The organism is Cupriavidus sp. MEYA8 (assembly GCF_059278825.1).
Genome location: NZ_CM181221.1, coordinates 1,887,032 through 1,901,070, shown reverse-complemented (window position 1 = coordinate 1,901,070; position 14,039 = coordinate 1,887,032). Strand labels below are relative to the sequence as shown.

The 14,039-nt window shown below is 63.7% G+C and carries 16 protein-coding genes; 11 read left to right on the top strand and 5 right to left on the bottom strand.

Features of this window, described 5'->3' with window-relative positions; all coding sequences use genetic code 11:
• Positions 1-34: 34 nt before the first annotated feature.
• Positions 35-1,024: a Bug family tripartite tricarboxylate transporter substrate binding protein gene (locus AC5WJ1_RS08730; RefSeq protein WP_494476028.1), complete on the top strand. Its 990-nt coding sequence runs from the start codon at positions 35-37 to the stop codon at positions 1,022-1,024.
• A gap of 92 nt (positions 1,025-1,116) precedes the next feature.
• On the opposite strand, the gene AC5WJ1_RS08725 is transcribed toward AC5WJ1_RS08730, so the two are convergent.
• Positions 1,117-2,175, bottom strand: coding sequence for an AraC family transcriptional regulator (locus AC5WJ1_RS08725; protein ID WP_135705332.1), 1,059 nt, complete (start codon positions 2,173-2,175; stop codon positions 1,117-1,119).
• A 361-nt stretch (positions 2,176-2,536) separates the two neighbouring features.
• Between AC5WJ1_RS08725 and AC5WJ1_RS08720 the strand changes: the two genes are divergently transcribed.
• The 4 genes from AC5WJ1_RS08720 to AC5WJ1_RS08705 all read left to right on the top strand — a co-directional run bounded on the left by AC5WJ1_RS08720 (position 2,537) and on the right by AC5WJ1_RS08705 (position 6,012).
• Positions 2,537-3,382 carry a TauD/TfdA dioxygenase family protein gene (locus AC5WJ1_RS08720; protein WP_133096250.1) on the top strand — a complete coding sequence of 282 codons (846 nt, stop codon included), beginning with the start codon at positions 2,537-2,539 and terminating at the stop codon, positions 3,380-3,382.
• 103 nt (positions 3,383-3,485) lie between these two features.
• Positions 3,486-4,055, top strand: coding sequence for an RBBP9/YdeN family alpha/beta hydrolase (locus AC5WJ1_RS08715; RefSeq protein WP_133096249.1), 570 nt, complete (start codon positions 3,486-3,488; stop codon positions 4,053-4,055).
• Between the two features lie 166 nt (positions 4,056-4,221).
• Positions 4,222-5,157, top strand: a complete 936-nt coding sequence (gene kce / locus AC5WJ1_RS08710) for a 3,5-dioxohexanoate:acetyl-CoA acetone transferase (protein ID WP_133096248.1) — start codon at positions 4,222-4,224, stop codon at positions 5,155-5,157.
• A 108-nt stretch (positions 5,158-5,265) separates the two neighbouring features.
• On the top strand, positions 5,266-6,012 hold the full coding sequence (locus tag AC5WJ1_RS08705) for an SDR family NAD(P)-dependent oxidoreductase (protein WP_135705329.1): 747 nt from the start codon (positions 5,266-5,268) through the stop codon (positions 6,010-6,012).
• Between the two features lie 143 nt (positions 6,013-6,155).
• Here the strand turns inward: AC5WJ1_RS08705 and AC5WJ1_RS08700 are convergent, their stop codons facing one another.
• Complete coding sequence (locus AC5WJ1_RS08700; protein ID WP_195427650.1) at positions 6,156-7,313, bottom strand: porin; 1,158 nt, start codon at positions 7,311-7,313, stop codon at positions 6,156-6,158.
• 347 nt (positions 7,314-7,660) lie between these two features.
• On the opposite strand from AC5WJ1_RS08700, the gene AC5WJ1_RS08695 reads away from it, so the two are divergent.
• From AC5WJ1_RS08695 to AC5WJ1_RS08670, 6 genes are all read left to right on the top strand, one after another.
• Positions 7,661-8,131: a plasmid fertility inhibition factor family protein gene (locus AC5WJ1_RS08695; protein WP_195427651.1), complete on the top strand. Its 471-nt coding sequence runs from the start codon at positions 7,661-7,663 to the stop codon at positions 8,129-8,131.
• 159 nt (positions 8,132-8,290) lie between these two features.
• On the top strand, positions 8,291-9,355 hold the full coding sequence (locus tag AC5WJ1_RS08690) for a VWA domain-containing protein (RefSeq protein ID WP_135705326.1): 1,065 nt from the start codon (positions 8,291-8,293) through the stop codon (positions 9,353-9,355).
• Positions 9,356-9,668: 313 nt separating this feature from the next.
• Positions 9,669-9,989 (top strand): hydroxyquinol 1,2-dioxygenase, encoded by a 321-nt coding sequence (locus tag AC5WJ1_RS08685; protein WP_133096243.1) that lies wholly within the window; start codon positions 9,669-9,671, stop codon positions 9,987-9,989.
• Positions 9,990-10,022: 33 nt separating this feature from the next.
• Positions 10,023-10,442 carry an organic hydroperoxide resistance protein gene (locus tag AC5WJ1_RS08680; protein WP_133096242.1) on the top strand — a complete coding sequence of 140 codons (420 nt, stop codon included), beginning with the start codon at positions 10,023-10,025 and terminating at the stop codon, positions 10,440-10,442.
• A gap of 58 nt (positions 10,443-10,500) precedes the next feature.
• A complete protein-coding gene (locus AC5WJ1_RS08675; protein WP_135705324.1) occupies positions 10,501-11,001 on the top strand; it encodes a DUF1097 domain-containing protein in 501 nt (166 codons plus the stop codon).
• A gap of 176 nt (positions 11,002-11,177) precedes the next feature.
• Positions 11,178-11,612 carry a MarR family winged helix-turn-helix transcriptional regulator gene (locus AC5WJ1_RS08670; RefSeq protein ID WP_135706276.1) on the top strand — a complete coding sequence of 145 codons (435 nt, stop codon included), beginning with the start codon at positions 11,178-11,180 and terminating at the stop codon, positions 11,610-11,612.
• Between the two features lie 42 nt (positions 11,613-11,654).
• Here the strand turns inward: AC5WJ1_RS08670 and AC5WJ1_RS08665 are convergent, their stop codons facing one another.
• The 3 genes from AC5WJ1_RS08665 to AC5WJ1_RS08655 form a co-directional block, all read right to left on the bottom strand.
• Complete coding sequence (locus tag AC5WJ1_RS08665) at positions 11,655-12,431, bottom strand: enoyl-CoA hydratase (protein WP_135705323.1); 777 nt, start codon at positions 12,429-12,431, stop codon at positions 11,655-11,657.
• A 160-nt stretch (positions 12,432-12,591) separates the two neighbouring features.
• Complete coding sequence (locus AC5WJ1_RS08660; RefSeq protein WP_135705322.1) at positions 12,592-12,864, bottom strand: DUF4148 domain-containing protein; 273 nt, start codon at positions 12,862-12,864, stop codon at positions 12,592-12,594.
• Between the two features lie 118 nt (positions 12,865-12,982).
• A complete protein-coding gene (locus AC5WJ1_RS08655) occupies positions 12,983-13,786 on the bottom strand; it encodes an SDR family NAD(P)-dependent oxidoreductase (RefSeq protein ID WP_195427652.1) in 804 nt (267 codons plus the stop codon).
• Between the last annotated feature and the right edge of the window lie 253 nt (positions 13,787-14,039).

The window sequence follows — 14,039 nt, the reverse complement described above, 5'->3', positions numbered from 1 at the left end:
AATCGTCAACAAAACAAGTACATGGAGGTAGACAATGGCATTGCGAATTCAAAAGCTGGTTGCGGTCACGCTGGGCACCACAGCGCTTCTGGCGTTGTGCGCTTCAGGGCAGGCGCAGGAAGCCTGGCCCGCGCGCCCGATTCAGATGATCGTGGCCTCGTCGGCAGGATCAGGAACCGATGCCCTGGCACGGGTGATGGCGCAACGCCTGTCGGCATCCCTGAAGCAGCCAGTCGTTGTTGAAAACCGGCCGGGCGGCAGTGGAGTCATTGGGACAAGCGCTGTAGTCAAGGCGCCGGCCGACGGATACACGATTCTTTACACCACGGCATCGAACCAGGTCATCGCCCCGGCCGTTCTGAAGACCATCCCGTATGATCCTAAGAAGAGCCTTGTCCCAATCGCCGAGACGGCCGAGGGTGGCGTGATGTTGCTGGTGAGCAATGATCTGCCGGTCCACAACCTGCAGGAGCTTATCCAGTTGGTGAAGGCGAATCCGGACAAATACAGCTACGCTTCCTGGGCCACCGGCTCTTCAGGGCAGCTGACGATGGAATGGCTCAAGAAGCAGACCGGCATGAAGACCGATCACGTCGCATATCGGACCTCGAATCAGCTATTGACTGACCTTTCCTCAGGTGTCGTGAAAATCGGCTGGACCGATCCGGCCGCGCCCGTTCCCTTCCTGCGTTCCGGAAAGGTCCGCGCCATTGCCATTACCGGCAATGTGCGTGCGCCGCAGCTGCCTGATGTCAAGACCATGGGTGAACAGGGCTATAAGTTCGATATGGTGGGGTGGTTCGGCATGTTTGCTCCAGCGGGAACCAACCCGGCGATCGTGAAGAGGCTGGCCGATGAAGTCAACAAGGTGCAGGCGTCCCCTGATCTCGCAGCGATGATGAAGAGCATGAACTTTGGGCCGCCGCCGGTGAAGACCTCGGTGCAGTTCGGCGAGACTGTCAGCAACGATCTGCAGGCCTGGTCGAAGATCGCAGGCGATGCAAAGATCCGGCTCGATGAATGAAACGTGTTGTGACCGGGGGCGTTCTCACCTTGCCGATGGCGAGGCAAGACTGCAGCAGGTGAGGCTCCCCCGGGATCCGTGCCAGGTCGGAATCATGAACAAATCCGGTCGGCAGCGCTTGCCTGCGAAGGGGCTGCCTGTCGGCGCACGCTGCCGCTTGCGGCCCGGCTCTCCTTGGGGCTGCAACCGAATTGCACGTGATACCAGCGCGAGAATCCGCTTAGCGCGGAAAAGCCGAGCAGTGTCGCCACTTCAGTCAACGGACGATCGCTCTCGATGACATGACGGGTCGCGAGCTCCGTGCGGACTTCGTTCACGATCGACGAGAAGCTCTGACCCTCTTCCGCCAGCCGGCGCTGGACCGTGCGGCACACCACGCCCAGGCTATCAGCTACCCGTTCGATGCTGCAGCGCCCACTGGGCAATAGCAGCAGGATGGTGCGCCGCACGTCCTCATGCATTGTCGCCCGATGCGGCATGGCGGACTTGTCGACCAGCTGCTGCGCATAGCGCACCATGGCCGGATCGGCCCACGGATTGCGCGCATCGAGGTCGGCCCGCGCGCAGAGGATCCCGTTGAAGTCACAATCGAATTCGATGCGAGGGCCAAAAAACCGCTGGTGTGCGCTCAGGTCGCGCGGCGCCGGGTGCTCGAAGCATACGCGCTGCGGCTGCCAGTCGGGCTTGAGAAGCTGGCGTATCAACCGCACCATGACCCCCAGGGCCAGTTCAACCCTTTGGCGGGTTGGCTGATGCGCGCTGCCGGCGATCAGCGCCTCGCGGATGATGACCAGTTCGCCGCATTCCTCGACTGCCAGTGACTGCGCACCGTTGAGCATCGGCTGGTAGCGCATCAGCGTGCCAAGCGAGTCGCGCAGCGTCGCCTGGTCGCGGATCAGCATGCCTACCGCCCCGAGATTGGACAACTGGCGTGACTCGGCCATGCACAACCCGAAACTCTCGTTGCCCGACAGGTCTGCGGAGGCCTGGAGCAGGCGTCCGAAACGCTCGACTGGAATCATGAGGTCCGGCTCGCGAAGTACGCTCGGACTAATTCCTGCGTCAGACATCAGCCGCACCGGATCCAGTCCGGCGGCACGAGCGACCTCGCTGTAGTTGGTCAGGGCTGCAGCGCGGACAAGTAACGACATCGGGAAATGAGGCTGAAAATGGACAGCTCATGATAAATCGCTGTCACGTACTGTCAAGCGAGAATGACCCGCGACGTTCATCCTCTCAAGGTTGCGGGGAAGCGTTGAATCCTCTGGCTTCCTGTGCAATTGGATGGTTGTCGTCAATTGCCAAGTTCAAGGCGCGCAAGGCAAAGCGGGAAGTGTCGCCAGGCACGATGATATGCGTCAGCGGTCATTATCGAGAATTGTCACGTGAACGCGACTTGACTTCCTTCGCGACGGCGCCGCCGGAAAGCCTGGAACGCCGGATGCTCATCCGCAAGCAGCCGGACTCTGAACCCGTTCGCAGATTCATCCACCTGCAGGAGACGTAGAAATAATGAAGATCAGGCAAATCACCCCCGCCATCGGGGCCGAGATTTCTGGCGTCAACCTTGGCGAGGCGGCGCGCGATCCTGCGCGCTTCGCCGAGATCCGCGCGGCGCTGCTCAAGCACAGGGTGCTCTTCTTTCGCAAGCAGGAGATCACGCGCGCCGATCACGTGGCCTTCGCCAGCGGCTTCGGCAAGCTGGAAGACCATCCGGTGGTCGGCAGTGTTCCCGGGTATCCGGGCCTCGTGAAGGTCTACCGCAGCGACAACCCGCACAGCTACGAGAACAGCTACCACTGCGACGGCCTGTGGCGTCCCAATCCGGCCATGGGCGCAGTCCTGCGCTGCATCGAATGCCCGGAGATCGGCGGCGACACCATCTGGGTCAACATGGTCAAGGCATACGAAGAGCTGCCGGAGGAGATCAAAAGGAAGATCGACGGCCTGCGCGCCAGGGCCAGCATCGAGCACAGCTTCGGTGCGGTCATGACCCCGGAAGACCGCGCAAAGCTGGCCCAGGATCATCCGCCGGTGGAGCATCCGGTGGTACGCACCCACCCTGAGACCGGCGAGAAGATCCTGTTCGTCGGCGCCTCGTTCACGACGCACTTCACCAACTACAGCACCCCGGACAACGTGCGCTACGGCATCGACAAGTCGCCCGGCGCCTCGCTGCTGCTCAATTACCTGACCAGCCGCGCCACCATTCCCGAATACCAGGTGCGCTGGGCATGGCAGGAGGGCGACGTTGCGGTCTGGGACAACCGCAGCACGCAGCACTACGCCGTCAACGACTACTACCCGGCACCGCGCAAGCTCGAGCGCGCCGGCATCGTGGGCGATATCCCCTGCTAAGCCGCAAGCGGGCCGGGAGAATCACTTCCGACCATCGGCCGTACTCGCCGACGGACCAGGCTGCGCTGGCGAATCATCAAATCAAGCGAGGAAAATGAATCCCATGACATCCGGAAATCAGCCAACGGTTGTGATTGTTCCCGGCTTTCGCGATCACATGCCGGAGCACTGGCAATCGCTGCTGGCAGAGCGTTTGCAGCAGCAGGGACGAGCGGTGCGCATTGTGCCCCAGATTGATCAGGACAAGCGGTTGCGCAGTGCCAGGGTGGCCAACCTTGACCGTGTCGTAAGCAGCATTGCAGGGCCGGTCATCCTGGTTGCACATAGTGTTGGCTGCCTGATCACGGTTCACTGGGCACAGGAGACGGCGCGCGCCGTGCAGGGCGTGCTACTTGCCGGGCCGACCGACTACGACAGTCCGTTGCCGGCCGGATACAAGGATCCGCAGGCGCTGGCAGAGGAAGGATGGATCCCTATCCCGCGGCGGCCTCTGCAATTCCCGAGCATCGTAGTGGCGAGCCGAAATGATCCGCTCGGGAAGTTCGAACGAATCCGCGACCTGGCGCAGGCCTGGGGCAGCCGTTTCGTCGATGCCGGGGAAGTGGGCCATCTCGGACCGGCAGATGGCTATGGACCGTGGCCGCTGGCAGAGGAACTGATTCAGCAACTCTGAGTGGCTACGTCTCCTGCCGGCTTCCACGCATATCTTGCCGGAACATCTACTTTCCAATTGGCGACATTCAGGGCGTGGTCACAGCCGGCGACGGCAAAGTTCCCGAGCATTTGCGGCGTCGCATGAAGCAGTTCATTCCCCAGCCAGAGAACGAAGGAAATCTACCATGGCAGCTCCCCAGAGCAAGGTTATTGTCACGTGCGCCGTGACCGGTGGCATCCACACTCCGACGATGTCGCCTTATCTCCCCATTACCGCGCAGGAAATCGAAGACGAGGCTGTTGCCGCGGCCGAGGCAGGCGCCTCGATCGTCCATCTGCATGCCCGCAAGCCGGAGAATGGCCAGCCGTCCCAGGACCCCGCGCTCTTTCGTGAATTCCTTCCGCGCATCGCGGCGCGCTCCGACGTGGTGATCAACCTCACGACCGGCGGCGCCCCCAACATGCTGGTCGAGGAGCGCCTCCAGCCGGCGTTGCAGCTCAAGCCGGAAGTGGCCTCGCTGAACATGGGTTCAATGAACTTCGGCTTGTACCCGATGCTCGCCCGGCACAAGGAGTTCAAGCACGACTGGGAGCGTCCTTACCTGGAGGGTTCCGAGGACCGCGTCTTCCGCAACACGTTCAAGGAGATCCGCTACATCCTGGAGTCGTGCGCCGACAATGGCACTCGCTTCGAAGTCGAATGCTACGACACCAGTCATCTCTATACCGCCGCCCACTTCGCTGACCGCGGCATACTCAAGGCGCCGTTCTTCATCCAGTCGGTGTTCGGCCTGCTCGGCGGCATCGGCTCGCATCCCGAGGACGTCATGCACATGCGCCGCACCGCCGAGCGGCTGTTCGGCAAGGACTACTACTGGTCGGTGCTCGGCGCCGGCCGCAGCCAGATGCCGATTGCCTCGATGGCCGCCGCCATGGGCGGAAACGTCCGCGTGGGGCTGGAGGACTCGCTCTGGGACGGCCCGGGCCGCCTGTCGAAGAGCAATGCCGACCAGGTCAGGCGCGTCGTTGGTGTTCTGGAATCGCTGAACCTCGAGGTGGCTACGCCGGACGAGGCGCGTGACATGCTTCAACTGAAGGGCAGGAACGCTGTCGCATTCTGACAGTGCGAATGTTGTGCCGGCCAGTTGAGCATCCGGGCATGCGCGCGTCTTGAACATCTTCCCCAGGCTCTCGAATAGCTCCTCTTCACTCCCCCGAAGGAAATTCTCATGTCTCATGCTGTTGTCTTGATTACCGGTGCGACGGCAGGCATCGGCCGCGCGACGGCGCTTGCCTTTGCAGCCAAAGGTGCACGACTGGTCTGCTCGGGTCGGAACGCCGCTGCCGGAGATGCCCTCATCTCGGAACTTCGGCAGATGGGCGCGGAAGCGGACTTCGTCGCGGCCGATATCAGCCGTGAAGACGATGTCATCCGTCTTGTCGGCCATGCCGTCGAGCGCTTTGGATGCCTTGATATCGCAGTGAACAGTGCCGGAACGGAAGGAACCCCGGGATCGATCGTCGAGCAGACCGTCGAGTCGTACACGACGATTTTCGATGCGAATGTCCTTGGGACATTCCTTTGCATGAAGCACGAGCTGCGCGCGATGATCTCGCAGAAGCGTGGGGCGGTCGTCAACCTCTCTTCCACGATGGGCAGCCGCGGTAACCCGCGCAATCCCATGTATGTGGCAAGCAAGCACGCGATCGAGGGCTTCACCAAGTCGGCGGCGCTGGATGCCATCAAATCGAATGTCCGCGTCAACGCCGTGGCGCCGGGCCCGATTGAAACGGAAATGCTCGGACGCATTGCCGGCGGCGCGGATCGGGTCGCAGCTGTCGCCGCAACGATCCCAGCCGGACGCGTCGGCACACCGGAAGAAGTCGCTGAGGCGATTATCTTCCTGGCATCCGGCCAGTCCACGTACATCACGGGCCAGATCCTTCACGTGAACGGCGGGAAGACAGCCGCGTAGCTTTCATGGCATTCCTGCGCTCCCCCAGGCGCGGCTGTAGTCGCGCCACTTGATCCGGTTCAGGCGCGGGAGGGGGGCGACAGGGGGGCGACGTGCCACCCATCACTTCGACAGAAGCATGACACGTCGCCACTATGCGGGCCTCAGAAGACGTGACGGATACCCACGGCAACGCCAAACATCGAGGTCTGGCCATTGGGGAGCGCGTAACTATTCAACGTAAGGCTGGTGGCGAAATTGCTTGCCGCCGATTCCATGGCCAGGCCAGCGTTCTTTGAATAGGCCGTGGTCAGGTAGATGTCGGTACGCTTGGAGAGCACGTAGTCTGCAATCAGCGCAATCTGCCAGGGGTTGGCAATGTGAGTGTTCCCTCCCAGGTTCTTCACGTCCTGGTAGTTGTACTCGAGCGTGAAATCGAGAGTCGGTGAGAACCGGTATTGACCGCCAATCCAGTAGAAATCGTCACGTTGAATCAACGTGCCATTTTGATTCTTGTTCTGACCCCAGCGATAACCGCCCATTACCTTCGCCGTTCCATTGAGAGCGTAGCTGGCCATGACAGCAGCCTTCTTATAGGTACCGTGGCCAGTGCCGATCGTCGGATTCCATTGGTCATAGCCGACGCCCACCCCGAAAGGCCCGGCAAGATAGTTCAGCCCTGCTCCATAGCTTGTGTCCCGGCGGAACTGCCCTGGCACTTCACCGTTGCCACCAGCAGTCGGGAGGGTGGGAGCGACTTGCGGAAGTGTTGTGCCCACGCCAAACGACCAGTTTGCCATGGCCGTGAGCCCCCCGAACACGCCGGTGTACTTCACCGCGTTGTCCTGGCGGAAGTTGGCACCGGCAATCACGCCGGTAGGCTCATACTGGCTGGCATATCGCGCCGGGACAAAGTTGGCTAGCGTGGAGAACAACGAATGGTATTGCCGGCCGAAAGTAATCTGGCCATATGGCGACTCAACGCCAACAAAGGCCTGGCGGCCAAATATCCGGCCACCCTGTTGCAGGGTACCGGTATCGCTCGAGAAGCCGCTCTCCAGAACGAAAACCGATTTCAGCCCGCCGCCCAGGTCTTCCTTGCCGCGAAGGCCCCAGCGCGAGCCGGAGTAGCCGCCGGCGTCCTGTCTGAATGCTTTGCCGCCCGTGCCCGGATTGAATCCGTTACTCGCCTGCGGCACGGCACCAACGTGATTAACGTACTCGACGTTCACGTCCATCACGCCGTAGAGCGTTACGCTGGATTGCGCTTTGACTGCGCCACACGCAACCATCGCGGCGAGGGCGATCATCGTTCTTTTCATCTACTCGTTCCTCCTTGGCCCATGTTCTGGTTTCATTCTTGTGATGCTCGGCAACCCTGACATGCAGGATCAGGGTGCTGGGCGAGTGTCTGATGCCTTGGGCGCGTCGCGCTTGTGTTGCTGCGACTTTGAATTGCTGATTGGCGACACGTTGGGGCATACCCCTACCCGGCAAGCGGCAGACGTTGCGGACGCTGATGCGGGGCGTGTGACTGGCGAGTTCACAAGGGCCTGGCGCTGACGCATAATCCCAGGGCATACGGATAGCACGGCAGCGGCGGTTGAAGCCGCGCCGCATCGAATCCGGCCCCGGCGAAGCGCCGGGATAACAAGAAATCGGAGTCGCCTTGTCAGAAGATCAGGTGCAACGGGGTCCTGACGGGAACTGGATAGTTCCTATCCCCGGTCACAGTCCTTACACGTTCACCCGCATGAAATGCGGTTTCGATGCCCCCGACTCGCGCCACAAGGTGGTCGTGATCAACCTGGCGAAACTGCTCGCCTGCGCCGACCGCGATACCACGGACTATGTCCTTCAGGCTGCGCAGTACTGGCATGCGGGCAAGGTGCGCGGCATTTGCGAGTTCCTGGCGCCCGGCCAGGAGCGGATTCCGGAAGTCCCCTATGTAACGTTCACAACCCGGCGCCGCCGTACGCTATCCGGGCTGATCGGCATTGCCAGTGAAGGCGTGGTGTCGTTTCGAAACGGCCAGCATCGCGCCCGCTATCTGGCGTTTGCCGGCGCAAGCAGCCTGCCGGTTGAAGTCCATGAAACCGAGGCGGAACTGCTCGAGCGATTCTGCGGGTGGGGTCGTTAGCCAGCGCCTGGATGCCTGGCGGGCGCGTGAGCCTTGCCGTGGATGAGATTGTGCGGTAAATGGCATTTGCCGGTTACCCGGTCTGATCGCTCGGGGATCCGGTCCGCCCGGGAAGCTACAGTAGTAACATCGTCCTACCCACGCGCCAAGGAGCAGGGCATGCAGTTTCTCTGGCCGCAAATGCTATGGCTGCTGCTCTTGCTCCCACTGCTGGCAGCCGCCTACCTGTACCTGCTTGCGCGGCGCAAGAAAATCGCCCTGTTGTATTCCAGCCTTGCGCTGCCGCGCGCCGCGCTGGGCCGCAGGCAACGGCTGCGGCGTCATATCCCGCCGCTGCTCTTCCTGCTCGCGCTGGGCGCGGCGCTGCTGGCTTGCGCCCGTCCTACGGCGACCGTCACGCTGCCGTCCGACACCATCACCCTGGTGCTGGCCATGGATACTTCCCGCAGCATGGAGGCCACCGACGTCGCGCCCACCCGGATCAGCGCGGCCCAGCAGGCTGCGCGGGATCTTATCGTCGGGCTGCCGGCCAGCGTGCGCCTGGGCATTGTCTCTTTTGCCGCCACGGCGACCGTGGTGCTGCCCCCGACCGACAACCGGCAGGACATGATCGACGCGATCGACCGCTTCCAGCTCCAGCGCGGCACGGCGACAGGCAGCGGGCTGATCCAGGCGCTGGCGATGCTGTTTCCCGACGATGGCATCGACCTGGAAGCGATCCTCTTCAGTGGCGAGTCGCTCGCGCCCGGGCCGGGTGGCAGATCGATGACAGAGGCCGCGGCGGCGGACGCCGTCCGCAAGCGCGACCTGGAGCAGCCGGCGGCGCTGCCGGGCTCTTACCGGCACGGTGCGGTGATCCTCCTCAGCGACGGCCGCCGCACCACCGGCCCGGACCCCCTGGACGCCGCGCGCATGGCGGCCCAGCGCGGCGTTCGCGTCTACACCGTGGGCTTCGGCATGCCGCAGGACGGGGGTGCGGCAGTGTCTGGCCTGTCTTTCTACATGCAGCTGGACGAGCCCACCTTGCGCGCGGTCGCGGCGCTCACTGACGGCGAGTACTTCCAGGCAGGCTCGGCCGCGGACCTGACGCAGGTGTATCGCCGGCTGAGCGCCCGTTTCGTGCTCGAGCGCAGGGCAATCGAGATCGGCGCCTTGCTGGCGGCGGCCTCGGCCGTGCTGCTGGCGGCGGCGTGCGGGCTGTCGCTGCTGTGGTTCCGGCGCTGAACTGAAAGACCTCTGCCGGCGCCGGGATGGCGCCGGGGCGACAACAGCGGTCGTGGACGACTTCGTTGGGCGGCATCGGCACCCGCTACCAGTGGGCGCATCAGGCCCAGGCCAGATCAGGACCTGACAGCGATTTTGTATGTCTTTGTATTGCGCAGCCGGGGCGATACGCTTGGTGACAGCATCGGCCTCCCTGCACTACACGCGCGATACACCGGTCTCCTTAAATACGTTCCGTGGCCCGGCGCCGAAATCCAGCGAAAGCAAGCACCGGGCGCTCACAGTTCAACGTCGATTCTTGAGGAAACCAATCATGACTACCAACATCGCCCGCCGTTTCGTACTGGCCATCGCCTTGACCGCCGCAGCGGCAGGTGCCCAGGCCGCGAGCCTGTCCCATGTGGGCGCGCGTGACCCGTACACCGACGGCGCCCGCTCGGTGCTGGATGCCCGCGACCCGTACAGCGAAGGGGCGCGTTCGGTGCAGGAGCCGCGCAGCGCGTACAGCGACGGCGCCCGCAGCTTCGATCCCTTCACCGATGGCGCACGGACGCTGGCCGGCCTGGACCGCACCGGCGTCTCCGCGGCACCGGCGCGCAGTGCCGACCCCTATCTCGACGGCGCACACGCCTGACCCACGCCATCACCGTCTATCAAGGAGCAAATCATGACCCGCATCGAAAATGTGCTGTACACCGGCAAGGTCCATATCACCGCGGGTGGCCGCAACGGCGAAGCCCGTAGCGATGACGGCCGCCTGAACCTGCAGTTGTCGTCGCCGGGGTCCAGCGGATCCGGCACGAACCCGGAGCAATTGCTGGCGACGGGATGGTCGGCATGCTTTATCGGCGCGATCGGACTGGCTGCCGGCAAGATGAAGGTCAGGCTGCCGTCGGACCTGTCCGTCGACGCGGAAGTCGACCTGGGCACGGCCGGCGAAGCCTACCTGCTGCAGGCCCGCCTCAATGTCCGGATTCCCGGCATCGAGCGCGACGTGGCCCAGGCACTGGTGGATACCGCGCACCAGACTTGCCCGTATTCGAAGGCCCTGCGCGGCAACATCCATGTCGAAACCAAACTGATCTGAAGACCCGGGGATCCGCCTGCGTTCGCCAGGCGGTCCCACTCACCGAAGGAGGAAATCCATGTCGAACACCAGCACTCCTGCCGCCATGGCAATTTCGCCGGGCACGTTCCATGGCATTACGCTGGTCGGGGCCGTGGTGGCCGCAGTGACAACTTTCGTGACGCTCGCCGCGGCGTTGCCGGCCTGGGCCATGTTCCTTGGCTGGGTCGGCTACAACTCGCGCGGCCAGACGGTGCGCGAAGGCCTGGCGAATCTTGTGGCACTCCTGCTCGGCATCGTGTTTGGCGCCGGGACGGCACTGCTGATCGGATGGCTGTCCCCGCACGTCGGGAACCTTGCTACGCCGCTTGCTGTATTCGCCGATGTGGTGCTCGTGCTCAGCTTGCGGGCCTTGCCCGGCATCAACAACCCGCTTGCCTACTTTCTGGGGCTGATCAGCTTCTTTGCCGCGAGCCAGCCTCCGACTCCGTCGTTGCTGGCCGGACTGGTCGCGGCGGGGGTGCTCGGCGCGCTGGGCGGTGGCATCAGCAATGTGCTGCAGGGACGCCTGGCGCGCTAGCGCTGCTACCCGCAATCACGGCGAGTGCGGAAATGCCGTGATGGCATCGCAATCGCATCCGATCGTATCCGGTTTGCGCCGGATGCGGTCGCGTGCGCCTTCCGGCCGGCTACGCCGTTGCCGGGCGGGCCCATGATATATTCGCATGCGAACAAATTCACAATGCCGCCGAACACATGGAACCTCGCCTCGTCTACCTGTTGAACGTGGGCCAGCGGCGCCTGCAGCGGTGGTCTCAAGCGCGCATTGCCTCCGGTGGCGTGACATCCGCCCAGGCCGGGCTGCTGTTCTTTCTGGGCAGGAATGATGGCGCGCTGATGAGCGAGGCCGCCGCGGCACTCGATCTGGGCGCACCCGGGATGAGCGGGCTGGCCGACCGGACCGAACGGGCCGGCCTGATCGAGCGTCGGCCGGACGATAGCGATCGCCGTGCATCGCGCCTGTGGCTGACGGAAGCGGGGCGCAAGGCGCGCCTGCGCTCCAAGGCCAGCATGAAGGTATTGAATGCCAGGCTGACCGAGGGCTTCACCCCGGACGAGATCGACGTAGTGGCGCGCTGGCTGGGCAGTTTGCAGACGAAATTTCCGGCCGCCGACGAGCATCAGGAGTAACCCGGGGCAGCGGCGCCGAATCGAGGACGCGAGGCAGCCGGCTTACTGCCCGTCGAGCCTGGTGAAGTCCGGCTTGCGCTTTTCGGCGAAAGCCTGGAAGGCTTCCCTGGCTTCCGCACTGGCCAGCCGCTCCTCGAACCTGGCGCTTTCGCTGTGCATCTGCGACACCAGTTTTTCCGCATCGCGCATCAATTTTTTCATGGCGCTCAGCGAGCCCGGCGGCCGGGTGGCAAGCTTCTCGGCCATGCGGCGCGCCTCCGGCCGCAACTGGTCATTGCCGACGACCTTGTTCGCGATGCCCCAGGCCACCGCGGTCTGCGCGTCGAGCGGCTCGCCCAGCGCGAACATCTCGAAGGCCCTGACGTGGCCGATCCGCAGCGGGAGCAGATGGCTCGATGCCGCCTCGGGAACCAGCGCCAGGTTGACGAAAGGCGTGATCAACTGCGAATCCTGGCCGAGCACGACGTAGTCGCAATGCAGCAGCATGGTAGTTCCGACGCCGACGGCCTTGCCGTTGACGGCGGCGACAGTCGGTACCGTCGAGTTGGCAAGGGCGTGCAGGAAGCGATGCACGTGGCGTTCGCCGCCGTGCTTTCCCGCCGCGATCGCGGCGAATTCGCCGATGTCGTTGCCGGCGGTGAACATGTCCCCGTCTCCCTGGACCAGCAGGACCCGGATACGCCGGTCCTGTTGCGCCTGCTCGATCGTGTCGGCGAGTGCGCCATACATGTCGTTCGTCAGGGCGTTCTTCTTGTCGGGCCGGGCAAGCGTCATGGTCAGCACGCCGCCGGTGAGGTCAATGCGGATTTCGGGGGTCATTGGTCGGTCTCCGGGTGAGTTGCGGGATGGCAGGATGCCGTGCAAGCATCGGAATGAAGTTCGCGTGCGAAGTATATATATAATTCGCATGCGAAGTAAACGGATGAAGGATAGGTGCGCTGTCCATAACCGCAAGCCCTGGGCGCCGTGCGTCGCAGGCTCACCGAGCCGTGGCGGTCGCCTGTTCGGCCTGAAGGCGCTGATACAGCGCGAGGCGCTTCTGATACTCGGCGTTTTCGAAGTTGGAAGCGCGGTCGCCAAGCCGGTACTCCGACAGCCCGGCGCGGTGCCAGGCTTCGAGATCGGCGCGCACGGCTTCGCGGGTCAGGGCGCGGCTGGTGGCGTTCGTATCGGCGGCTTGCGCATGCGTCGGGAAAGCGAGGCTCGAAGCCATCAGCGCTGCAGCGAGCAAAGAAATCGTGATGAGTTTCATAGCATTTGAGACCTGTTCAAACGTACCGGGCGTCGCCTGTGACACCCGCCTCCAGCCTTCTCAGCCGGGGAGCGCCGATCCGGCGCCCCGGGATAACTGCCAGAGAACTGCCAGTGAACTACCGCGCCACGCCGTACCGGGCCGCGGGCCGGTCACGTGACAGATTGGGACCGAGCGCGGCACGTGCAGCCTCGAACGCCTTCCAGTCCGCGTCGTCGGGCAGCGATGGCACGGTAATCACTTCACCCAGGTCAAGCCCGGCCAGCGCGGCATCGACCAGGTCGTCGCCGCTCATCACGATGCCTTGCGGCAGGTTTTCGACCGAATGGCCGGCGGTGTCCCAGAACTCGGTCCGCGTGGCGCCGGGAAGCACGGCCTGCACGCGCACGCCCTTGCCGGCAAGCTCATGCTGCAACGACTGGGTAAAGGCCAGCACGAACGCTTTCGTGCCGCCATAGACGCCATTCAGGATCTCGGGCGCCACCGCGACGATCGACGCGATATTGATGATGGTGCCTTCGCCGCGCGCCACGAATGCCGGCGCGGCGGCATAAGTCAGGCGGGTCAGGGCCGTGACGTTGAGCTCGATCATCGCCTGCATCTTGTCGACGTCCGAGACCTCCAGCGGTGCCGCGGCGCCGACGCCGGCATTGTTGACCAGGGTGTTGATGCTGGCATCGCTGCGCAACAGTTCTTCGATGCGGCGGACATCGGCAGCCTGGCCAAGGTCCGCGGTCACGATCTCGACCGAGCGGCCGGTGTCGTCGCTGATGCGGCGGGCCAGCGCTTCGAGGCGGGAGCGATTGCGCGCCACCAGGATGAGATCGTGGCCGCGGCGCGCGAGGCGATCCGCATAGATCGCGCCGATGCCGGACGAGGCGCCGGTGATGACGGCGGTGCCGGCGTGGATGTGAGTCGTCATGTCTGAGCTCCGGGGTGCTGGGGAGGAGGGTGGAAGCCGTGGCCGGAATGGCCGGCTGCGTGAACTGAAGAGTAGGGGCACAATGGCATGGCGCCAATGTCATATATGCAACCTTTTCTGCCATCGCCACCGGCGGCGCGCTCATGCAGGGAGGGAGGGTGCGGTACGGGAGGCAACGGGATATGTACCGGATTGTGGCGTGTGCTGCGCCGGATACAGTGAGATACACGGAGAATTGCCGCCACCCATACAA